Source organism: Bacillus sp. FSL P2-0099, assembly GCF_038007445.1.
GTDB classification, from domain to species: Bacteria; Bacillota; Bacilli; order Bacillales; family Bacillaceae_G; genus Bacillus_A; species Bacillus_A mycoides.
Window position 1 is genome coordinate 4,336,712 of the sequence record NZ_JBBOXE010000001.1, and the last position, 23,578, is coordinate 4,360,289.

Genomic DNA, 23,578 nt, shown 5'->3' on the forward strand with positions numbered 1-23,578 from the left:
AAAACAGCATCCTATTTCAAATTTCATCAAAAAAAATGGTACGATAGAATGAGATTATACATTAAGGGAGAGGGTCAAATGAAACAACCACTCGCACATCGAATGCGCCCTACAAATATTCAAGAAATTATCGGACAACAGCATTTAGTTGGTGAAGGCAAGATTTTATGGCGTATGGTCCAAGCAAATCATTTTCAATCAATGATTTTATACGGTCCTCCAGGCACAGGAAAAACATCAATCGCTAGCGCAATTGCAGGAAGTACTGGAACCCTGTTTCGCCTCTTAAACGCTGTTACTCATAATAAAAAAGATATGGAAGTTGTCGTACAGGAAGCGAAGATGCATCGGCACCTCGTTTTAATTTTGGATGAAGTTCATAGGCTAGATAAAGCGAAGCAAGACTTTCTATTACCCCATTTAGAAAGCGGACTTCTTACTTTAATTGGTGCAACGACAAGCAATCCGTTCCATGCTATTAATTCTGCTATTCGAAGTCGTTGTCAAATCTTCGAATTACACGCATTAACAGAAGATGATATTTTAATTGGCTTAAAACGAGCGCTTGAAGATAAAGAAAAAGGGCTTGGGGAATATGATGTAACTGTTACGGATGAAGCATTACATCACTTTGCAAATGCGTCAGGCGGAGATATGCGCTCAGCTTATAATGCACTTGAACTAGCTGTTTTATCTAGCTTTACAACTGACGACAAAGCCGCGGAAATTACACTTGAAATCGCAGAAGAATGCTTACAGAAAAAGAGTTTCGTTCACGACAAAGGTGGCGATGCTCACTATGACGTTTTATCTGCTTTTCAAAAATCAGTACGCGGAAGTGATGTGAACGCCGCACTTCATTATTTAGCACGTCTTATTGAAGCTGGTGACTTACAAAGCATCGGTAGACGTCTGCTTATTATGGCATATGAAGATATCGGACTTGCTAGCCCACAAGCTGGACAACGTACACTTGCAGCGATTGAATCAGCTGAACGGGTCGGCTTCCCAGAGGCACGCATACCACTTGCAAATGCTGTTATTGAACTTTGTCTATCACCGAAATCAAACTCGGCCTATAAAGCACTCGATGCCGCACTACACGATTTACGTAATGGCCAAACAGGCGATATTCCAAGTCATTTAAAAGATAGTCATTATAAAGGAGCCGAATCGTTAGGAAGAGGCATCGGATACTTATATCCACACGATCACCCAAACGGTTGGGTACAACAACAATACTTACCTGATAAAATTAAAAACAAGCAATATTATAAACCGAAAACGACAGGAAAATTTGAACAAGTACTTTCTACTGTTTATGAAAGATTACAAAGTTCGCATAAAACGAAGAATAAAGGGTAATATAAGCGAAAACGTCACCATTACGGAGGGTTCGCTTATGAAAACACGTCAAGATGCATGGACAAAAGAAGACGATCTCCTTTTAGCAGAAACTGTTTTACGACATATTCGCAGCGGAAGTACACAAATAAAAGCATTCGATGAAGTTGGTGATACATTAAACCGAACTTCAGCAGCTTGTGGCTTTAGATGGAATGCTGAAGTAAGATCATATTATGAAGATGCGGTGCAAATCGCAAAAAAACAACGTAAAGAATTAAAGCGTTCGGAAGCTAAAATAGAAAAAGAGCAGTTCACACAAACTCGGCAGCTCGTAATCGATGCCGAGTTTTCAGAAGATATTGTCCCAAATAAACAAGATCTTACAATGCAAAATGTCATCTCATTTTTGCAAAACTTGGAGCACAATAACCCTTCACTCGCAAAGTTACAAACTGAAAATGACGTATTACAAGATCAGCTCACTTCCCTGCAAAAAATGAATAATGAACTTGAAGCAAAATTAGCTGTTCTCACAAAAAAACAACAAGCAATCGAAGAAGATTATGCAATGCTTGTTAGAATTATGGATCGTGCTCGAAAACTTGTTTCGGTCGAAGAACAAGAAGAGCAAATTGCTCCGATTTTCAAAACCGATCAAAATGGAAATTTAGATATTATATATTCTGCAGAAAACTAAAAACAGGGATGCCACTTTTTCAACTAAGTGACATCCCTGTTTATTTTCCCTTAGTGAAAAAGCACCACAGTAAATGAAATTATATTAACGATTCGACATCGACATTTCTTTAAAACATACAAAAAGCATATATCCTAAACGATATATGCTTCCTTTTTATTCTTGCCCTACACGCTTCACTTCTACGTTTTTAATACGCTCACGTACAACGTGACTTGCCATAATTAAACCAGCCACAGATGGTACGAACGCATTTGAAGAAGGTGGTAATTTCGCTTTACGAATTTTTGCATTTTCGTCTGGTACGATTTCTTTACGTACTTCTTCACGAATTACGATTGGGTTTTCGTCAGAGAAGACAACTTTTACACCTTTTTTAATACCATCTTTACGAAGCTTCGTACGAATTACTTTCGCAATTGGATCTGTATGTGTTTTAGAAATGTCCGCAATACGGAAACGAGTTGGGTCCATTTTATTTGCCGCACCCATACATGAGATAATTTTGATTTTACGACGTAAACATTGTTTAATTAAATGAATTTTGAACGTAATCGTATCAGATGCATCTACTACGAAATCTAAACCGTGTTTAAAGAACTCTTCATATGTTTCATCTGTATAAAACATCTCTAGTCCAATTACTTCACACTCTGGATTAATATCTGCAATACGCTCTTTCATTAATTCTACTTTTGAACGTCCTACAGTAGATACTAACGCGTGAATTTGACGGTTTACGTTTGTAATATCTACAACATCTTTGTCAACTAATACAAGACGTCCTACGCCAGAACGTGCTAACGCTTCTGCCGAAAATGATCCTACGCCGCCAATACCTAAAATACCGACTGTACTATTTTTTAATATTTCAAGGCCTTCTTTTCCAAAGGCTAATTCATTACGTGAAAATTGATGTAACATTCAGCTCTACACTCCTATTACAAAAATGGTCTACCATGTATTCTAGCCTTTTTCCGACTATTTGTATAGAAAAAGTTATAGAATTCCTAAAAATACATATTTCAAACAAGGAAAACATAATGTAAACCGGACTTTTTAAACAACCTCTATAAAAAAAGCCTAGATGGGGTTAGTATAACCATCTAGACTCTATTCTTACTTCTCTTCTTTCAAGCTCAATTTTAAGCTTAGCTCTTCAAGCTGAGCTTCTGCAACTGGGCTTGGCGCTTCTGTTAATAAGCAGCTTGCGCTTGCTGTTTTCGGGAATGCAATTGTATCACGAAGGTTCGTACGACCTGCAAGTAACATAACAAGACGGTCTAAACCTAATGCGATTCCGCCGTGTGGTGGTGTACCGTATTCGAATGCTTCTAATAAGAATCCGAATTGTTCTTGTGCTTCTTCTTGTGAGAATCCAAGTGCTTTGAACATTTTTTCTTGTACGTCACGCTCGTAAATACGAAGTGATCCACCACCAAGCTCATAACCGTTTAATACAAGGTCATATGCTTGTGCACGTGCTTTTTCTGGTGCTGTTTCTAATAACTCAACGTCTTCACGGAATGGCATTGTGAATGGGTGGTGAGCTGCGAAGTAACGATCTGCATCTTCATCGTACTCAAGAAGTGGCCAATCAGTTACCCATAGGAAGTTAAATTTACTTTCGTCAATTAACTCAAGTTCTTTACCTAGACGTAAACGAAGTGCACCTAAGCTATCTGCAACAACACTTTTCTTATCTGCTACGAATAGTAATAAATCACCAGCATCCGCTTCTAATGTACTCATTAACACGTTTGCCTCTTCTTCACCGAAGAATTTCGCAATCGGTCCTTTTAAGCCGTCTTCTTCAACTTTAAGCCAAGCTAGACCTTTTGCACCGTATACTTTGGCGAATTCAGTTAATGCATCGATGTCTTTACGAGAGTATTTGCTCGCTGCACCTTTTGCGTTAATCGCTTTTACTTGTCCGCCGTTTTCTACAGCACTTGTAAATACTTTAAATCCACAACCTACTGCAAATTCAGATAGGTCTTTTAGTTCCATTTCAAAGCGTGTATCCGGCTTATCAGAACCAAAGCGAGCCATTGCATCAGCATATTTCATACGAGGGAATGGTGCACTAACTTCTACACCTTTTGCATCCTTCATGACTTTCGTCATCATACGCTCCATCATTTCTAAAATTTCATCTTGTGTTAAGAATGATGCCTCGATATCAATTTGCGTGAATTCCGGTTGACGGTCCGCGCGTAAATCTTCGTCACGGAAACAACGTGCTACTTGATAGTAACGCTCAAATCCACCGACCATAAGAAGCTGTTTAAATAGCTGCGGAGATTGAGGTAATGCATAAAATTCACCATCATGCACACGGCTTGGTACTAAATAGTCGCGAGCTCCTTCTGGCGTGCTCTTCGTTAAAATTGGTGTTTCAACTTCTAAGAACTCTTCTGTATCTAAGAAGTTACGAATTGTTTTCGTTACGTCATGACGCATTTTGAATGTGTTGAACATTGCAGGACGACGTAAGTCTAAGTAACGATATTTTAAACGCACATCTTCTGATGCATCTGTATCATCAGCAATAATGATTGGCGTTGTTTTCGCTGCGTTTAATACATTTACTTTCGATGCTTGTACTTCAATACGACCAGTTGCCATATTATCATTAATTGCGCCTTCACCACGTTCAACAACTGTACCTTCTACGTGCAATACGTATTCGCTACGAATCGTTTCTGCTACTTCTAACGCTTCTTTTGATGTTTCTGGATTAAATACAACTTGTACGATACCTGTACGGTCACGTAAGTCGATAAAGATTAATCCACCTAAATCACGGCGTTTTTGTACCCAACCTTTTAATTGAACTGTTTGTCCAACCGCTTCTACTGTTACTTTTCCGCATGCATGTGTTCTTTCAGCCACTTTAAGTTCCCCCTATATTAATTTCTCTGCTACATATGAAGCAAATACATCTAACGCTACTTCTTCTTGTCCGCCTGTTGCCATATCTTTTAAGTTAATGATGCCTTTATCTAGCTCATCTTCCCCTAATACAGCTACGTATTTCGCATTTAAACGATCTGCAGATTTAAATTGTGCTTTCATTTTGCGATCTAAATAATCTTTTTCAACTGATAATCCAGCTTTACGAAGATCGAACGCAACTTTTGCAGCACGGTCTTTCGCTTTTTCACCAAGTGCTACAACGTAACAATCAATACTATGTTCAATTGGTAACTCAATATTTTCAGCCTTCAGCGCCATAATTAAACGCTCAATACTCATCGCAAAACCGATACCTGGCATTTCCGGTCCACCGATTTCTTGTACAAGTCCGTTATAACGGCCACCGCCACTTAATGTTGTGATAGCACCGAAACCTTCTGCCTCACTCATAATTTCAAAAACAGTGTGTTGGTAGTAGTCTAAACCACGTACTAAATTCGGATCTTTCTCAAATGGAACATCCATCATCGTTAGTAGTTCTTGTACTTTGTCGTAGTATACTGCTGAATCTTCGTTTAAGTATTCTGTAATAGATGGTGCCGTGCTCATTAATTCATGATTACGGTCCTTCTTACAGTCTAAAATACGAAGAGGGTTTTTTTCTAAGCGAGATTGGCAGTCAGAACAGAACTCACCGATACGTGGCTCAAAGTGAGCAATTAACGCATCACGGTGCGCTTGACGACTCGCTGCATCACCTAAGCTATTTAATACAACTTTAATATTTTTCAAGCCCATACCGCGGTAAAACTCTACAGCAAGTGCAATTACTTCTGCATCAATTGCTGGATCGTTACTACCAATTGCTTCAATACCGAATTGTACGAATTGACGATAGCGACCTGCTTGTGGTCTTTCATAACGGAACATTTGGCCGATATAGTATAATTTTGTTGGTTGTGTTGCATCACCGAACATTTTGTTTTCAACGTAAGAACGTACAACAGGTGCAGTACCTTCTGGACGTAATGTTAAACTACGCTCTCCACGGTCTTGGAATGAATACATTTCTTTTTGTACGATATCTGTCGTATCACCAACACCACGTAAAAATAGCTCTGTGTGCTCAAAAATTGGTGTACGAATTTCTTTATAATTGTAACGACGGCAAATGTCGCGCGCTTGCCCTTCGATATACTGCCATAACTCAACACTACCTGGAAGAATATCTTGCGTTCCGCGTGGGATTTGAATAGACATATTCAGTTCCTCCTCAAATTGTTTTAATCTTAATAAAAATAAAAAAACTCCCGCCTCTACTGTTTGAACAGTAGGGACGAGAGTATTATACCCGTGGTGCCACCCTAATTGAAGCACGTATGCTTCCACTTTTTTAATAACGCTTAAATTTGCGTTCATCTCTACTAAGCATATATGCCGTTCAAGTTGAAACCTCTAGAGTGTCATTCAATCAGTCATCATGCAGAAATGTTTTCAGCCTAAGACATTTCTTCTCTTTCCATGTGTGTCTCATTTACTCTTCTCTATCAACGGTTATATTCATATGTAAATATAAAATTACTATACGTTTGTTGAGTAGGATTGTCAAGTACTCTAAGAGCGCTCAATCTGCTTCTTTAGACGCTTTACATCTTGAAGAGAAATCCCAAACTCAGAAGCGAGCTCCATTGAAGTATTGTTTTGCTCTTTTGAAATAAAATCATGAAAATTTACGTTAAACAGTTGATTTGCACCATTTGTAACAGAATGCCCTTTTTCATTCATACGCATACGTATATCCCTCACATTCAATATAGATGTTTTACTTTTTATTGTTCCATATTGATGAAAGAGTTATACATAACCGAAACAGCTATTGATTCCAAATAAAGTGAAACTTTAATGAATAGGGGTTTTGTCCATCGCCACTCATTATTAGCCCTCACTAATCAGGCTTTTACGAGCAGTGGATCTCCCACAAATAGCGGGATAAATGAACAAAACATACAACAATGTATGAAAAAAGAGAGGACCTATAATCCTCTCTTCCCCGGCAACACTATTTACTTTCTACAATTAAGGTCACCGGACCATCATTGATTAAAGAAACGTCCATCATTGCTCCGAACTGTCCTGTCTCCACATGCAGTCCTTGTTTACGAACTTCTTCATTAAAGAAATCATATAAATGTTCTGCATAATCAGGTTTCGCAGCATCCATAAAGTTTGGACGTCTTCCTTTACGGCAATCTCCGTATAATGTAAATTGCGAAATAGATAGAACTTGTCCCTTCATATCAAGTACAGAGTGGTTCATCTTTCCGCTCTCATCTTCAAAAATACGTAGGTTTGCAATTTTTTCTGCGATATAAGTTGCATCTTTTTCTGTATCTTCATGCGTAATGCCAACTAGTAATGTTAAACCGAATGGAATTTGTCCTACAATCTCGCCATCTACTGTGACAGACGCTTCCTTTGATCGTTGTAAAACAACTCTCATCTTTTCTACACTCCCTATTAATGCATCATGCGTCGTACGGCATAAATTTCTGGAACGCGTTTAATGCGCTCTACTACTTTTTTCAAGTGTTGTAAGTTTCGAATAGAAATCGACATGTTAATCGTTGCCATCTTATTACGATCACTTCTACCAGAAACAGCTGAGATATACGTCTTCGTTTCTGTAACAGCTTGTAATACTTCATTCAATAAACCACGACGATCATAGCCTGAAATTTCAATATCAACATTGTACTCAATTTCTTTTTCAGGACTACCTTCCCAATCTACTTCTAATAAACGCTCCACCGCTTCTTCTGTATGCACATTGACGCAATCGCAACGGTGAATTGATACGCCTCGACCTTTCGTAATATACCCAACGATATCATCGCCTGGAACTGGGTTACAGCATTTTGATAAACGAATTAACAAATTATCTGCACCACTTACCTTTACACCAGAATCCCATTTTCGAATTTTCATCGGTTTACGAACTTCTTTAACTTCAACGATGTCTTCTTCTTCACGTTGTTTACGGAACTTGTCCGTTAGTCGCGTAACAATTTGCGCTGCTGTAATTCCGTTATATCCAACTGCTGCAAACATATCTTCTTCATTTGCAAAGTTAAACTTCTCAGCGACACGTTTTAAATTATCAAGCGCTAATACTTCTTTCATCTCATACTCTAAGCCACGCACTTCTTTTTCAACAAGTTCACGGCCTTTTTCAATATTTTCATCTCTACGTTGTTTCTTAAAGAATTGACGTATTTTATTTTTCGCATGAGATGTTTGAGCAAGCTTTACCCAATCTTGACTTGGACCATACGAATGTTTCGATGTTAAAATTTCAATGATGTCACCAGTTTTCAACTTATAATCAAGCGTCACCATTTTCCCATTTACTTTTGCACCAATTGTCTTGTTTCCAATTTCCGAATGGACACGATACGAAAAATCAATTGGAACAGAGCCAAGTGGTAATTCCATTACATCGCCTTTTGGTGTAAAGACGAATACCATGTCAGAGAATAAATCAATTTTTAATGACTCCATAAATTCTTCTGCATTAGAAGCTTCATTTTGCCATTCTAATATTTGACGGAACCAAGTTAGTTTCTTCTCTAATGTACCCGTTGTTTCTGCTGCTTTACCTTCTTTATACGCCCAATGTGCCGCGATTCCGAATTCTGCAATCTCATGCATTTCTTTCGTACGAATTTGCACTTCTAGCGGATCACCTTTTGGTCCAATTACAGTCGTATGAAGAGATTGATATAAATTTGCTTTCGGCATTGCAATATAATCTTTAAAACGACCTGGCATTGGTTTCCAGCACGTATGAATAATTCCAAGCACCGCATAGCAATCTTTAATACTATTCACAACGACACGTACAGCTAGTAAATCGTAAATTTCATTGAATTGTTTATTTTGCAATGCCATTTTACGATAAATACTGTAAATATGTTTTGGTCTTCCAGAAATCTCAGGTTGAATTGAAACCTCTTTTAATTTCTCGCGAATGCCAGTCATTACTTCATCTAAATATTCTTCACGCTCTGCACGTTTACGCTTCATTAAATTCACAATACGATAATATTGCTGCGGGTTTAAATAGCGAAGTGACGTATCCTCTAACTCCCATTTAATAGTACTAATTCCGAGTCTATGTGCTAAAGGTGCAAAGATTTCTAACGTTTCATTCGCAATGCGACGCTGCTTCTCTTGAGGCAAATGTTTCAATGTACGCATGTTATGAAGACGATCAGCTAGTTTAATTAAAATAACTCGAATATCTTGAGCCATTGCGATAAACATTTTGCGATGGTTTTCTGCTTGTTGCTGCTCATGGGATTTATATTTAATCTTTCCAAGCTTTGTAACACCATCGACAAGCATAGCGATTTCTTTATTAAATTCCCGTTCAATGTCTTCTAATGTAATTTCTGTATCTTCCACTACATCATGTAAGAAACCTGCCGATACTGTAGCCGGATCCATGTGTAAATCAACTAAAATACCTGCAACTTGAATTGGGTGAATAATATATGGTTCACCCGATTTTCTATATTGTTCGCTATGTGCATCACGCGCATATTCATAGGCACGTGCCACTAGCTCAATATCTCCATCCGCTAAATATTGACTTGCTTTCTCGAGTACCTGTTCAGCTGTTAGTACTTGCTCATTTGCCATCGAATCACCTTTTATTGAAAATTGACTTTATCTTTATTGAATAGAATAAATTATATTCTATCATTATAACCCAATGATTGTGAATTGTGAAAAGGAAAAGATTTTACTGACATTTCACCATGTTTTTTTGTGCAATTATACAAAAGTACCCGCTCCTCTCCAAGAGATTCACGGGTACTTTTTTATCACCGTAGTTTCACCTATATAATGATTAGTATTTTTCTAATACTAATACATCGTAACCATCTAACATTTTACGACCATCTAAGTAAGTAAGCTCTACTAAAAATGCAATTCCTGCTACAACTCCACCAAGTTCTTCAACTAGTTTAATTGTCGCTTCGATTGTTCCACCTGTAGCTAATAAGTCATCTGTAATTAATACACGTTGGCCTGGCTTAATTGCATCTTTATGGATTGTTAAAACGTCCGTTCCATATTCTTTACCGTAGTCAACTGTAATTACTTCACGTGGTAATTTCCCTAATTTACGAACTGGTGCGAAACCTACTTCTAATGCATAAGAAACTGGGCAACCAATAATAAAACCACGCGCTTCTGGTCCTACTACAACATCAATGTCTCTTTTATTTGCATACTCAACGATTGCATCTGTTGCTGCTTTATATGCTTTTCCGTCGTTCATTAAAGGTGTAATGTCTTTAAACACAATACCTTCTTTCGGATAATCTGGTACAATTGCGATATGTTGCTTGAAATCCATATTTCTGAATCCTCCTCAGATATAAAAGGTTTGTAAATACAAATCCTTTACCCTAACTGTTCTACTTATTTATGATCACGAATCGTTTCAAACCATGTATATAGTTGCTGATATGTGCTATAAACCAATTCTTTCTCTAATTGTAAGTGGTTCATTTTCTCACGATATGTGTTCGATTCAATTAAATCACGCTTTTGTTTTTTGTCTGCCATAAAAATGACACCGTCTTTTATTGTAACAAATTCTAACTCAAAAAACACCTGTGTCATGAAATTTACTGTATCTTTTGACCAACCTTTATGACGACACAGTTGTTCCCCATATTGCCTTAAAGAAAATGGTGTTTTTTGGCTTAAGAAAGAATAGTACCATTTAAAATGTTCCCTCGTTGGGACCGTACTAAATAAATGATTATTCTCTTGATAAAATAGCGTGTAAATTCGAGCTGGGAATCCAGCCTTAAATACATCACCTAATTCATCTGTTCCTTTCGGCAAATCAAGTAGCACAATGTATTGATCATCAAAATGAGCTACCTCTGATGCATGCACGATACGCTCTTTATAGCCTTCTAAAGAAAATTTATTCAATACCTCTTCAGAAAAATACACCATTGTTATTTTTTCTTTCGGAAGTTCTGCTAAATTTGCTTCTACATTACGCATACTACGCCAGTCAAATAATTGCCATGCCTCTACAGCAATATCTTGCACCATTAATTGCGGCTTTTTAAAGTTATTCCATTCATTAATGGACACTTCTCCTACTACAGAAACCTTCGCAACTGGAGAGATTTCTTTCGCATAAGTACCAAATCCAAATCCAATCGTGTCCAGTGTTGCTTGTCCATCACGAAGAGCCATTTTTAAATGCGAACCATCAGATCCAATTGCACGGATACTTTCTAATTCGGCATCTTTCACCGCAATACGCGGTTTCGGATTTCCTACGCCAAATGGCGCTAACTTTTGCATATCCTCAATCGCGGCAAGCGTTACATCCTCTACTTTACAAAATGCATCCACTGCTGTAATCGGAATAAAATCTTCTGCTGTTAAAATTACATCTGCTTGCTCATTTAACCTGCGTCTTAATTCATCCACATCATTCATATTAAGCGTCATTCCCGCTGCCATCGGATGACCTCCGAAATGCGGTAACAATTCACGGCAATCTGAAAGGTTTGCAAACAAATCAAATCCTGCAATACTACGAGCCGATCCCTTTGCTGTTTCTTTATGAGGATCAATGCTTAATACAATCGTTGGACGATAAAAACGTTCAACTAACTTAGAAGCGACAATTCCAATTACCCCTGGATTCCAACCTTCTTTTGCAAGGACTAATACTTTATTTTCTTCTGGCGGGAAATTATTTTCGACTTCAGCGATAGCTTCTTCAGTAATTTGCTTTACAATATCTTTTCGAAGTTTGTTCAGCTCATCAATTTCTTCAGCTAGCTCTTTCGCTTCCTCTGGATCTTCTGATAATAAAAGGTGTACAGCAGGTGTTGCATCTTCCAAACGACCAACTGCATTAATACGAGGTGCGAGTGCGAACCCGATGCTTTCTTCTGTAATTTCGCTTTGCGAAACGTTAGCAACTTTAAATAACGCCTTTAAACCGATATTCCGAGTCATTCGCATATGCTTCAGTCCACGCTGTACTAACAATCTATTTTCACCATGAAGCGATACTAAATCGGCTACCGTACCGATTACTGCAATTTCCAACAAATGCTCTGGTACACGACCCAAAAGTGCATGTGCAACTTTAAATGCAACACCAACACCCGCTAAATAATGAAACGGATAAACACCGCCTTCTAATTTCGGGTGAATAATCGCAAGTGCCTCTGGTAATTCTGGTGGTGGCTCATGATGATCTGTAATAATAAGATCTATTCCAAGTTCCTTCGCTACCTTCGCTTCATGTACCGCTGCGATACCAGTATCGACAGTAATAATTAGTGAGAACCCTGCACTGTGCGCCCAACGAAACGCTTCTTCATTTGGCCCATAGCCTTCAGTAAAACGATTTGGAATATAAAACTCTACTTCTGCACCTAATTCTTTGAGAGCAAGATATAACACAGTCGTACTACTTACTCCGTCCGCATCGTAATCGCCAAATATTAATATTTGTTCTCCATTTTCAATAGCTTTTTTCACACGTTCTACAGTCCGATCCATTCCTTCAAGTAAAAATGGATCATGAAATTCTTGATCTGTTGTATTTAAAAAGTCTACAATCTTATCTTCTGTATTTAAGCCTCTGCCAAGAAATAATGAAGTCACAAGAGGTGATAGTTGCAATTTATTTGCTAATTCACTCACTAGTTCCTCATTATATTCTTTTTCTTTCCAACGCGTCTTCGGTTGTAACACGAAATCACCCCTTAACCTATCCATTATACAAGACAGATTAAGGGGTGACAATATAATGCAAACTACGATTCGATATCTATATAATTAAATATCTGTTATGTTTAATTTGGAGAATACGGATTAATATGTACAAAAACGTTTTGTACGTTATCTTGTTTCATAAGTTTTTCTTTTACATGTTTTCCGATGCGGTGACCTTCTTCTACAGTGATATATGGATCTACAGATACTTTAATATCGACAATAACATAGTGGCCATGTTCTCTTGCATGTAAAGAGCCGATTTTTTTCACACCTTCCACTTGAAAAACTGCCTCCCTAAGCGGAACAACATCTTCTTCATGCAGAACATGATCGAGCGTTGCATGAATAGCTTCTGCTCCAATACTCCATGCCATCTTAGCAACGAGAATTGAAACAAATAATCCCGCAATTGGATCGGCATATACAAGCCAATCTATACCTAACTTACCGCCGATAATAGCTGCACAAATGCCGATTAAAGCTGCAATTGAAGAAAACACATCCGAACGATGTTCATATGCATTTGCAATAATTGCAGCACTATTTATCCTCTTCCCTAATCGATATTTATACTGAAACATCCCTTCTTTCACTACAATCGAAAGAATAACTGCAAAAATCGTAATTCCTTTTGGTGGTTCCAAATCTTGTGAAAAAGCTTTTATAGACGAAATCGCTATCTCTATTCCAACAATAAATAATAATACCGCAACAATAATCGCTGAAATCGATTCCGCTTTACCATGACCATACGGATGATCTTCATCAGGCGGTTGCTTTGCCGCTCGTAATCCAAAAAGTACAGCTAACGAGCCAATTACATCTGATCCAGAATGCACTGCATCCGCTAAAAGTGCCTTACTGTTTCCAATATAACCAATTACCGCTTTTACAATCGCTAATATAATATTACCAACGATTCCGACAATAGCACCAAACTCGGCCTGTTTAAAACGTTCATCTTTTTCCATAATTGAAATCCCTTCTTTTCTTAACCTATCTTTTTATCCCGCTATTTGCGGGCAGTAAGCCCCCCACCTCAAAATCCGGCAAATACAAGGAAGTTAGGTGGGAGATCAACTGCCCGTAAAAGCCCGATTGGTGAGGGCTAATAATAAGTGGGGATGAACAAAACCCCCACTTATTAAAGTTTCACTTTATTTTAACAAAATCAGCGATAACATCACCACTTTATTCCATTTCATTCTTTCAAAAGTTGCTATCTTATTGTATCCACAAACGAAAAAAGAGATGCCTCATAATGAGACATCATCTTTTTTATACTTGCGGTTCAGGTTCTTCTTTCTCAACCTTCTTCTTGTTTTTGCCCTTTTTCAAACGGCGGTTTTCAAGCATTAACCAAATTTGAGAAGCAACGAAAATAGAAGAGTACGTACCTACAACTAATCCAATTAATAATGCAAGTGAGAAGTTACGCAGTGATTCACTACCGAAAATAAGTAGTGTGATTACTGGGAATAGCACTGTTAACACTGTATTAATTGAACGACCAATTGTTTGACGAATACTTGCGTTTACGATTTCTTCTAAATCTTTTATATCGCGAACTCGTTTTTTCTGTTTGTATAACTCACGGTTTCTATCAAACGTAACAATCGAGTCATTGATAGAGTAACCAATAATCGTTAATACCGCAGCGATAAACGTTAAGTCTACCTCTATCTGGAAAAGACTAAATACAACAATCATAACGAATGCATCATGTAATAATGCGATTACTGCAGATACTGCGTACGTAAGACGGAAACGAATACTTACGTATAAAACGATTACTGCAGAAGCAATTAATACTGCGATAAATGCATTTCGTGCAATCTCTTTACCGATTGTCGGCGAAACTGTACTTACATTCGGATCTGTACCGTATTTATCGTGGAAGAATGTTTTTGTTTTCGCAATTTCATCTTTTGATAGAACACCTAATGTACGAACTGCGAAACCTTTATTATCATCTCCAGTCGGTACAATATCTTCTTCCTTCACATCGATGTTCAATTCTTTCAAATCTTTATGAACATCAGAAACAGTAGTTGCTTGTTTTGATTGCAAGTCGATACGTGTACCACTTGCAAAGTCAATACCAAGATTCATTTTGAAGATCGGTAATATAATTGCCCCAGCAATTACGACTGCAATTGAGAATAAGAAGAATTTATGACCGATATTTACGAAGTTAATACGATCAAATCTCGTTGGCGGATGTACTACACCTTTTGTTAATGGAATAATATCCTTTTCCTTAACACCAAAGTAAGATAGTTTCTTATCAAAGTAACGGCTTTTTACAAGTAAACCTAGTAAGAAACGAGTACCGAATACGTTCGTAACGAAACCAACTAAAATACTTACGATTAAACTTGTTGCGAATCCTTTTACAGAGCTTGTACCGTAAACGAATAATACACCAGCTGCTGCAATTGTTGTAATGTTCGCATCTAAAATTGTCGCTAATGAACGATGGTTACCAGCACGGAATGCTGACATCATCGACTTACCAATTTTAAGCTCTTCCTTCAATCTCTCGTACGTAATGATATTCGCATCAACTGCGATACCAACCCCGAGCACTAATGCCGCAATACCTGGTAACGTAAGAACTGCATGCATCCAGTTAAAGACAAGTAATGTAACGAAAATGTATAAACCTAACATAATAACCGCTACAAGTCCTGGTAAACGGTAGAATACAAGCATGAATAAGAAGATAATAGCAATACCGATTGCACTAGCGAAAATCGTTTGCTCTAATGCTTGTTGACCAAATTTCGCTCCAACAGATGTTGAATACATTTCTTTTAAATCAACAGGAAGTGCACCTGCATTTAATAAAGATGACAGTTCTTTCGCACTTTCAACTGTAAAGTTTCCACCTACGATAGATACTTCAGCTTGATTAAATACTTGTTCTACTGTTGCCGCTGATAAAAACTTTGGATTCGGTTTTGCAGATTCTGCTTTATACGAATCTTTTCCTTCTTCAAAATCAAGCCAAATTACCATTAAATTCGTTGGTGGTGGCATTTTTGAAATCTTCTCTGTTACTTCACGGAATTTTTCAGCGCTTTTTAACGTAAGTCCAACACTTGGACGACCTTTATCATCAAATGTTTGCTTCGCTCCGCCGCCTTTTAAATCCGCTCCATCCATAAGAAGGTTGTCATCTACATCACGGAATGTTAATTTCGCTTGCGTTGATAACATTTCACGTGCTTTTTGCTGATCTTGTACACCAGCAAGCTGCACACGAATTCGATCTTCCCCTTCGATTTGAATGTTCGGCTCACTTACACCGAGTGCATTGACACGATTTTCAAGAGCACCTACTGTACTTACAAGTGCCTCTCGGTCAATTTTATCACCTTTTTTGGCTGGTTTTACTTCATACAGAATTTCAAAACCACCGCGAAGGTCTAGTCCTAGACTAATTCCTTTTGCTATGTCTTTTCCTGCCGCACCAATTACTCCACCAATTAATAAAACGATGAGGAAAAAGGCGGCAATTCTTGTACCACGCTTTGCCATATGTACCCTCTTTCTGCTACTAACACTTTCAATAAATCTCTTACGATTCATTTTCGCACGTGTGCATACGCCTAGTTAGTAGACTTACTTTCTATAAAATACATGTATTTCCGCTAGTTCATCACTAGCTGTGTCGGTAAGCTTTTCACAATACCTACACTATTCATTATTTATTTTTCCTCTTCACTACCTCCTTTATATATAATCTTAGACATAATTAATTCCTCTTTATCAATACCTATCATTATACTGCAAAAGGAAGAACAAACCAATTACAGTCGGTTATTTATTTTCATATTCATCAAACGACCAAAGTGGCGCTTGATATGCTTCAACAGTTAAATAATTCATATATTCATTAGTACTTACTCTTAATACATCATTTACTAATTCATATAACCTAACATCACTATCTATCTTTTTCCACTTTTTCGCCTTGAGAAACTTCCAAATATCATTATCTGTCACTCGGTCGTAACCGAACATTTGAAACTCTTCTACTTTACTTTCTAAAACGACTTGTAACTGTCCGCGGTATGATTCTACCAAAGCCTCTTTATCCAACATATATAACATCTCCTTCTTATTTCAGCACGAAAAGTCGCTTTTAATCCCGCTCTAATGGACAGTAATAACTTCTTTCAAGAGTACCATTCATACTTCACTCTCTTAAATGCTTGTCATTCTTGTCTCATACGTGCATATAAATTATTGTAAATCATTCCATTGATTTTGAGAAGGTAGGAGAAGAGTATGACGAGACAAAGCTTTTTAAAAGGCGCATTTATTTTAATGATAGCCGGTTTTATTACAAAAATCCTCGGATTTATTAACCGCATTGTAATGGCACGTATTTTAGGAGAAGAAGGCGTTGGCCTTTATATGATGGCTGTCCCCACCTTCATTTTAGCAATTACATTAACACAAATTGGCCTTCCTGTTGCAATCGCAAAATTTGTAGCAGAAGCAGAAGCAGTGAACGATAAGCAAAGAGTAAAAAAAATATTAACTGTCTCACTAGCCGTTACATCCATTATTAGTATCATTTTAACAATTGGGATTATGCTACTCACACCTATTTTAGCAAAAACATTATTAACAGATGAAAGAACTTACTATCCATTAATGGCTATTTTACCTGTCGTCCCCGTTATTGCAGTTTCTTCCGTTTTACGTGGTTATTTCCAAGGGAAACAAAACATGAAGCCGAGCGCTTACGCTCAAGTCATAGAACAAGTTGTCCGCATTACAATTATCGCTGTATGCATTCGGTTATTTTTACCTTACGGCGTAGAATATGCTGCAGCCGGTGCCATGCTATCAGCTGTTCTAGGTGAAGTTGCATCTTTATTATTTTTACTTACTTTATTCCAACGCGAAAAACATTTATCTATACGCTCTGGATTTTTCACTACTGTAAAGGAGAGCAAAAATACATTTTATTCCCTTATGGACATTGCTTTACCAACTACAGGAAGCCGTTTAATTGGTTCCGTTTCTTATTTCTTTGAACCTATCGTCGTTATGCAAAGCTTAGCGATCGCCGGCGTTGCTGCTTCTGTCGCAACTCAGCAATACGGTATATTAAACGGATATGCGTTCCCACTTCTATCACTGCCAGCCTTTATTACATATGCTCTTTCTACAGCACTCGTCCCATCAATTAGCGAGGCAATGGCAAAGAGACAACACAAATTAGTAGAACACCGATTACAACAAGCACTTCGAATTTCCTTAATAACCGGCGGATGGTCAGTCGTTATATTATATGTATTTGCTTCTCCAGTTTTAACTCTCATGTACGGATCAGACAACGCGGCCGCTTTCATCCAGCTTCTTGCACCTTGCTTTTTATTTCATTATTTTCAAAGCCCCCTTACATCTGTGTTGCAAGCTTTAAACTTAGCACGCGCTGCTATGATGAACACATTTATTGGCGCTATCGTAAAATTAATCGTTATCTTTGTACTCGCTTCACGCCCAGAGTTCCAAATGATGGGGGTTGCCCTCGCCATCGCAGCAAATATAGTAACCGTAACATTCCTTCACTACGCCACTGTTTTAAAGAAAATTGCATTTACCATTTATGCAAAAGACTATATTTTCGGCGGAATTGCTATCGGGATTGCTGGTACCTTCGGTTTTTATCTTCATAAGTATATCGTTTTTTCTCATTCACTTGGCATACAAACATTATGGGAAATCACTTTAACAACAATCGTTTATATCGTTCTCCTCTTCGTTTTCAAACTCATTCGAAAAGAAGAATTAAGTCGTCTCCCTATCATTCGGAAACTTTCATTTTTGAAGTAAGCAGGCTTGCCATTCAAAATGGTAAGCCTCTAATTTTCTTTCAAATCAACGAAAAACTGTCCATTTTGAAAACTACAATATAAAATCCGTTTCACATCTTTATAACCTAAGTTATTCAGTTTCTCAACGAGCCACCCATCTGTATGTTCGATCATTTGCAAATGATTGTATTGAATTTCTCCATCAATAATTAGTGGGAGTGTAAAAATTGGTGTATCATTTTTACTCTTTTTACTTTTTTGTTTTTGAAAGACAGATAACTTTCCAGATGGTTCTAAAATAGCGTATTCTACATCACGTACATCTCCGATTCCTTGCTCACGTAGTTGCATCAATAAATCATCTATGTTATATCGCTGCTTCCGCATCTTTTTTTCATCAATTTTACCTGCATTCACAAGAATCGCAGGCTCCCCTTCTATTAAATGCCGAAAACGCTGAAACTTTAAAGAAATGACCGACAAAATGATTTGTATACACATAAGAAAAGTCATTGGAACTAATTGATGCCAAAGTGATTTATCTGTATTTTCGATTGCCACTACAGCCATTTCACCGAGCATAATGAATACAACTAAATCTAATACACTTAATTCTCCAATTTCACGTTTACCCATAAGACGAAAAATAATTAAAATGATTATATACAAAAGCATTGTTCGTCCGATTATTGATACCCATTCCATTTATACATCCCCTTTTTTTACTTATAGGCTCCCCTACAAAAAAAGAAACTAGTCTAACTTAAACAAAATGAAAATATGCTTGTATTAAAAAGGGGGAATGCATAATGGATGGAACGAAAAAATTATCGAGCGCAATCGGCTTCGGTATTATTACCCTATTAATCCTCGCATCTATTACAAGTATGATCATGGCTCTTTTATTAAAATTTACGAATATTAATGAAGGGACATTAGTAATTACTATTTTTATACTAGCCCTTCTATCTATGCTTATGTCTGGATTTATTGCTGGTAAAAAGGCACAAGGAAAAGGATGGCTAGTAGGTTTCACAACAGGCCTTACATTCGCTATTCTCGTCTTTCTCGTTAACTATTTAGGTTTCTCTCAAACTTTATCGAACTCACAGTTACTCTACCAATTAGCATTAATGGGTGCGAGTACACTCGGAGGTATTTTCGGTGTAAATATGTCAAAACAAAATAGTTAAAAAAAGGCCCTGCACATTTCATGCAGGGCCTTCATCATTAGTTTTTCACAACTTCACGAATCGCATTGCGATCGAAAGTTAAGTGTGCACCACCAGATTTAACAACAATTTTTGTTTCATCCACTGATTCGATTGTAGCGTGTAAACCACCGATTGTTACGATAGCATCACCTTTTTTGATTTCATTTTGCATTTGTGCAACTGCTTTTTGACGCTTTTGTTGCGGGCGAATTAATAAGAAATAGAAAATCGCAAACATCGCAACAATCATAACGATATTCATCATACCTGCATTCATCTTGTGTTCCTCCTTTTAAATTATGTATTAGAAGTTTTTAGCATTCGGTTTATTAAAGCCATACTGTTCAAAGAACTCTTCGCGGAAATCGCCAAGACGGTCTTCACGAATAGCTTGTCTCACCTGCTCCATTAAGTTTAACAGAAAATGAAGGTTGTGATAAGACGTTAAACGAATTCCGAACGTTTCATCACATTTCATTAAGTGACGAATGTACGCACGAGAATAGTTTTTACATGTGTAGCAATCACAGTTCGGATCAAGCGGCCCGAAGTCTCTAGCGAATTTCGCATTTTTCACAACTAAGCGGCCTTCACTTGTCATACATGTACCATTTCGAGCGATACGAGTTGGAAGTACACAGTCAAACATATCAACACCGCGAATCGCACCATCAATTAACGAGTCAGGAGAACCTACACCCATTAAATAACGTGGTTTATCATCAGGAAGAAGTGGTGTTGTAAACTCAAGAACACGATTCATAATATCCTTCGGTTCACCAACAGATAGACCGCCGATAGCATAGCCAGGGAAGTCCATTGAAACAAGATCTTTCGCACTTTGACGACGAAGTTCTTCAAACTCCCCGCCCTGTACAATACCGAATAAACCTTGATCTTGTGGACGTTCATGCGCCTTTAGGCAACGCTCTGCCCAGCGGCTTGTACGCTCTACCGACTTTTTCATGTATTCAAAAGTAGCTGGGAACGGTGGACACTCATCAAATGCCATCATGATATCTGAACCTAATGCATTTTGGATTTCCATCGCTTTTTCTGGAGATAAGAATAATTTATCGCCATTTAAGTGATTGCGGAAATGAACACCTTCCTCTTCAATACGTCGGAAATCACTTAAGCTAAATACTTGGAATCCACCTGAATCCGTTAAGATTGCACGATCCCAGTTCATAAACTTATGCAAGCCACCTGCTTCACGAATAATTTCGTGGCCTGGACGTAGCCATAAATGATACGTATTGCTTAAAATAATGCCAGAATCCATTGCTTTTAATTCTTCTGGTGACATTGTTTTAACTGTTGCAAGTGTACCAACTGGCATAAATGTCGGTGTATCAAATGAGCCGTGTGGCGTGTGCACTCGACCTAAACGCGCACCCGTTTGTTTACAAGTTTTAATAAATTCATAACGAATTGCTGTCATAATTTACTCCTTTTATTTGTTTCTCATTTTAGCGTGAGATGCAACGAACATTGCATCACCGAAACTAAAGAAACGATATTTTTCTTTTACTGCTTCATTATAAGCATGAAGTACATTATCTCTATTTGAAAATGCACTTACAAGCATAATTAATGTTGATTTCGGCAAATGGAAGTTTGTAATTAAACCATCAATTGCTTTAAATTCATATCCTGGGTACATAAAAATATCTGTCCAGCCAGAAGCTGCGCAAAGCTTACCACTATTATCTGTCGCAATCGTTTCTAACGTACGAGTTGATGTCGTACCTACAGTAATAATACGGCCGCCATTCTCTTTCACGCGGTTTAATAACGCCGCAGTCTCTTCAGACATATGGTAATACTCTGCGTGCATATGATGCTCTTCAATAGTATCTGCAGAAACTGGTCTAAAAGTTCCAAGTCCTACATGGAGTGTAATGAATGCTAACCCGACGCCTTTTTGCTTCAATTTCTCAAGTAACTCTTCTGTAAAGTGAAGGCCAGCCGTCGGTGCTGCTGCTGAACCGATTTCCTTCGCATATACCGTTTGATAACGATCGCGATCTTCTAGCGTCTCTTTAATATATGGAGGAAGTGGCATTTCTCCAAGCTCGTCTAAAATTTCATAAAAGATGCCGTCATATGAAAACTCAAGTTGACGCCCACCTTGATCTGCTGTTCCAATGCAAGTTGCTTTTAACTTCCCTTCACCAAAAGAGATGACAGTTCCTTCTTTTACACGCTTCGCTGGCTTTATAAGCGTTTCCCACTTATCGCCTTCCTCTTGTTTCAAAAGAAGCACTTCAATGTGTGCACCTGTATCTTCTTTCACACCGTGCAAGCGAGCTGGCATCACTTTCGTTTCATTTAAAACTAAACAATCCCCCTCTTGTAAGTAAGAAAGAATGTCTGTAAAATGTTTATGCTCAATATCTCCTGTTTCACGGTCTAACACCATCAATCTTGATGTTTCACGCTCTTCAAGCGGAATTTGTGCAATGAGTTCTTCTGGTAAATGAAAATCAAACAGATTAATATCCATAACTGTATCCACCTATTTCTTATTTGAATCGATTTATTATATACATAATGAAAGATAATGCAATACTTAACACAATACATGTAATGATAGGAAAATAAAAGGTAACGTTACCTTTTTTCACAAAAATATCGCCTGGAAGCCTTCCTATGAACTTCCAAGCTAATCCAACAACAATGAGCAAAATACCAGCTGTAATAAGCAACTTTGGCATCTCCGTCATACTTTGGGCATCTCCATTCCGAAATGCTCATATGCGAGCGGTGTTACGATCCGGCCTCTTGGCGTTCTTTGTAAAAAGCCAATTTGTAATAAATACGGCTCGTACACATCTTCAATCGTATGAGATTCTTCCCCAATCGTTGCTGAAACAGTTTCTAATCCAACTGGACCACCGCGGAACTTTTCAATAATACCAAGCAGTAATTTATGGTCGATATGATCAAGTCCTAATTTATCTACTTGTAATAGTTCTAACGCCATTTGTGTAATTTCCATCGCAATCGTTCCGTCACTGCGAACTTGTGCGAAGTCACGTACACGTCGTAATAGACGATTCGCAATACGAGGTGTACCACGGGCACGTCTTGCAATTTCTAATGCAGCTAACGAATCTATTTCAACTTCAAACACTTCTGCTGTGCGTTCTACAATCGCAGAAAGCTGATCTACTGTATAGTACTCTAATCGTGAAAGTACACCGAAACGGTCACGAAGTGGTGCTGATAATGCACCTGCACGCGTCGTTGCCCCAACTAGCGTAAATGGAGGTAAATCTAGGCGTACAGAGCGAGCTGATGGTCCTTTCCCAATAACGATATCAAGGCAAAAGTCTTCCATCGCTGGGTATAGCACTTCTTCAATAGATCTATGCAAACGATGAATTTCATCAATAAATAATACATCTCCTGGCTGAAGCGCTGTTAATACAGCTGCTAAATCTCCTGGTCTTTCAATTGCGGGACCTGACGTCGTTCGAATGTTAACACCCATTTCATTGGCAATAATATTCGCAAGCGTCGTTTTACCAAGTCCAGGTGGGCCATATAAAAGTACGTGATCTAACGTTTCTTCACGCATTTTCGCCGCTTCAATAAACACTTCTAAATTATGTTTCGCTTTATCTTGGCCAATGTACTGACGGAGCGTCTGTGGCCGTAATGAATACTCTAAATCCGCATCTTCGTATCCAGATTCCCCTGAAAGGAGACGTTCGTCCATT

Annotated in this window: 21 protein-coding genes and 1 other annotated feature; of the genes, 4 read left to right on the forward strand and 17 right to left on the reverse strand. The window is 38.0% G+C overall.

Going from position 1 to position 23,578, the window contains the following annotated elements:
* The first annotated feature begins 78 nt into the window (after nucleotides 1-78).
* Both MKY90_RS22455 and MKY90_RS22460 read left to right on the forward strand, forming a co-directional pair.
* Nucleotides 79-1,365 (forward strand): replication-associated recombination protein A, encoded by a 1,287-nt coding sequence (locus MKY90_RS22455; RefSeq protein WP_002167638.1) that lies wholly within the window; start codon nucleotides 79-81, stop codon nucleotides 1,363-1,365.
* Between the two features lie 37 nt (nucleotides 1,366-1,402).
* Nucleotides 1,403-2,044 (forward strand): RsfA family transcriptional regulator, encoded by a 642-nt coding sequence (locus MKY90_RS22460; protein ID WP_098167978.1) that lies wholly within the window; start codon nucleotides 1,403-1,405, stop codon nucleotides 2,042-2,044.
* Between the two features lie 156 nt (nucleotides 2,045-2,200).
* Here MKY90_RS22460 and MKY90_RS22465 read toward each other — a convergent pair whose 3' ends face one another.
* From MKY90_RS22465 to MKY90_RS22515, 11 genes are all read right to left on the reverse strand, one after another.
* Nucleotides 2,201-2,968, reverse strand: a complete 768-nt coding sequence (locus MKY90_RS22465; RefSeq protein ID WP_000903181.1) for a tRNA threonylcarbamoyladenosine dehydratase — start codon at nucleotides 2,966-2,968, stop codon at nucleotides 2,201-2,203.
* A 195-nt stretch (nucleotides 2,969-3,163) separates the two neighbouring features.
* Entirely contained in the window at nucleotides 3,164-4,939 is a 1,776-nt protein-coding gene (aspS, locus tag MKY90_RS22470; protein ID WP_002015297.1) for an aspartate--tRNA ligase, read from the reverse strand.
* 12 nt (nucleotides 4,940-4,951) lie between these two features.
* Nucleotides 4,952-6,223: a histidine--tRNA ligase gene (gene hisS, locus MKY90_RS22475; protein ID WP_012261743.1), complete on the reverse strand. Its 1,272-nt coding sequence runs from the start codon at nucleotides 6,221-6,223 to the stop codon at nucleotides 4,952-4,954.
* Between the two features lie 69 nt (nucleotides 6,224-6,292).
* Nucleotides 6,293-6,523: a binding site (T-box leader), on the reverse strand.
* A gap of 54 nt (nucleotides 6,524-6,577) precedes the next feature.
* Nucleotides 6,578-6,754 (reverse strand): hypothetical protein, encoded by a 177-nt coding sequence (locus MKY90_RS22480; RefSeq protein ID WP_001242605.1) that lies wholly within the window; start codon nucleotides 6,752-6,754, stop codon nucleotides 6,578-6,580.
* A 268-nt stretch (nucleotides 6,755-7,022) separates the two neighbouring features.
* The gene (locus tag MKY90_RS22485) at nucleotides 7,023-7,463 is read right to left on the reverse strand and encodes a D-tyrosyl-tRNA(Tyr) deacylase (RefSeq protein ID WP_002015302.1); all 441 of its coding nucleotides are present in this window, start codon (nucleotides 7,461-7,463) and stop codon (nucleotides 7,023-7,025) included.
* A 17-nt stretch (nucleotides 7,464-7,480) separates the two neighbouring features.
* Nucleotides 7,481-9,664 carry a GTP diphosphokinase gene (gene relA / locus MKY90_RS22490; protein ID WP_002015304.1) on the reverse strand — a complete coding sequence of 728 codons (2,184 nt, stop codon included), beginning with the start codon at nucleotides 9,662-9,664 and terminating at the stop codon, nucleotides 7,481-7,483.
* Between the two features lie 211 nt (nucleotides 9,665-9,875).
* Nucleotides 9,876-10,388, reverse strand: coding sequence for an adenine phosphoribosyltransferase (locus MKY90_RS22495; protein ID WP_002015305.1), 513 nt, complete (start codon nucleotides 10,386-10,388; stop codon nucleotides 9,876-9,878).
* Nucleotides 10,389-10,453: 65 nt separating this feature from the next.
* Nucleotides 10,454-12,775 carry a single-stranded-DNA-specific exonuclease RecJ gene (gene recJ, locus MKY90_RS22500; protein WP_098167977.1) on the reverse strand — a complete coding sequence of 774 codons (2,322 nt, stop codon included), beginning with the start codon at nucleotides 12,773-12,775 and terminating at the stop codon, nucleotides 10,454-10,456.
* 101 nt (nucleotides 12,776-12,876) lie between these two features.
* Nucleotides 12,877-13,770 carry a cation diffusion facilitator family transporter gene (locus MKY90_RS22505; RefSeq protein WP_098167976.1) on the reverse strand — a complete coding sequence of 298 codons (894 nt, stop codon included), beginning with the start codon at nucleotides 13,768-13,770 and terminating at the stop codon, nucleotides 12,877-12,879.
* A 307-nt stretch (nucleotides 13,771-14,077) separates the two neighbouring features.
* Nucleotides 14,078-16,342 (reverse strand): protein translocase subunit SecDF, encoded by a 2,265-nt coding sequence (gene secDF / locus MKY90_RS22510; RefSeq protein ID WP_098167975.1) that lies wholly within the window; start codon nucleotides 16,340-16,342, stop codon nucleotides 14,078-14,080.
* A gap of 282 nt (nucleotides 16,343-16,624) precedes the next feature.
* Complete coding sequence (locus tag MKY90_RS22515; RefSeq protein WP_002112000.1) at nucleotides 16,625-16,909, reverse strand: post-transcriptional regulator; 285 nt, start codon at nucleotides 16,907-16,909, stop codon at nucleotides 16,625-16,627.
* Between the two features lie 186 nt (nucleotides 16,910-17,095).
* Between MKY90_RS22515 and spoVB the strand changes: the two genes are divergently transcribed.
* The gene (gene spoVB / locus MKY90_RS22520; RefSeq protein WP_002015313.1) at nucleotides 17,096-18,655 is read left to right on the forward strand and encodes a stage V sporulation protein B; all 1,560 of its coding nucleotides are present in this window, start codon (nucleotides 17,096-17,098) and stop codon (nucleotides 18,653-18,655) included.
* A 29-nt stretch (nucleotides 18,656-18,684) separates the two neighbouring features.
* Here the strand turns inward: spoVB and MKY90_RS22525 are convergent, their stop codons facing one another.
* Nucleotides 18,685-19,341: a DUF421 domain-containing protein gene (locus MKY90_RS22525; RefSeq protein WP_002143230.1), complete on the reverse strand. Its 657-nt coding sequence runs from the start codon at nucleotides 19,339-19,341 to the stop codon at nucleotides 18,685-18,687.
* Between the two features lie 104 nt (nucleotides 19,342-19,445).
* On the opposite strand from MKY90_RS22525, the gene MKY90_RS22530 reads away from it, so the two are divergent.
* Complete coding sequence (locus MKY90_RS22530) at nucleotides 19,446-19,829, forward strand: TIGR04086 family membrane protein (protein WP_098167974.1); 384 nt, start codon at nucleotides 19,446-19,448, stop codon at nucleotides 19,827-19,829.
* Between the two features lie 37 nt (nucleotides 19,830-19,866).
* Here MKY90_RS22530 and yajC read toward each other — a convergent pair whose 3' ends face one another.
* The 5 genes from yajC to ruvB are packed head-to-tail and all read right to left on the reverse strand — an operon-like array spanning nucleotide 19,867 to nucleotide 23,577.
* Nucleotides 19,867-20,127, reverse strand: coding sequence for a preprotein translocase subunit YajC (yajC, locus tag MKY90_RS22535; RefSeq protein ID WP_002015317.1), 261 nt, complete (start codon nucleotides 20,125-20,127; stop codon nucleotides 19,867-19,869).
* Nucleotides 20,128-20,154: 27 nt separating this feature from the next.
* Nucleotides 20,155-21,294 (reverse strand): tRNA guanosine(34) transglycosylase Tgt, encoded by a 1,140-nt coding sequence (gene tgt / locus MKY90_RS22540; RefSeq protein ID WP_002015319.1) that lies wholly within the window; start codon nucleotides 21,292-21,294, stop codon nucleotides 20,155-20,157.
* A gap of 12 nt (nucleotides 21,295-21,306) precedes the next feature.
* On the reverse strand, nucleotides 21,307-22,359 hold the full coding sequence (queA, locus tag MKY90_RS22545; protein ID WP_002167633.1) for a tRNA preQ1(34) S-adenosylmethionine ribosyltransferase-isomerase QueA: 1,053 nt from the start codon (nucleotides 22,357-22,359) through the stop codon (nucleotides 21,307-21,309).
* A 19-nt stretch (nucleotides 22,360-22,378) separates the two neighbouring features.
* Complete coding sequence (locus tag MKY90_RS22550) at nucleotides 22,379-22,579, reverse strand: DUF2905 domain-containing protein (protein WP_000138161.1); 201 nt, start codon at nucleotides 22,577-22,579, stop codon at nucleotides 22,379-22,381.
* Complete coding sequence (gene ruvB / locus MKY90_RS22555) at nucleotides 22,576-23,577, reverse strand: Holliday junction branch migration DNA helicase RuvB (protein WP_000344470.1); 1,002 nt, start codon at nucleotides 23,575-23,577, stop codon at nucleotides 22,576-22,578. The genes MKY90_RS22550 and ruvB overlap by 4 nt, the downstream gene beginning before the upstream one ends.
* Nucleotide 23,578: the final 1 nt, after the last annotated feature.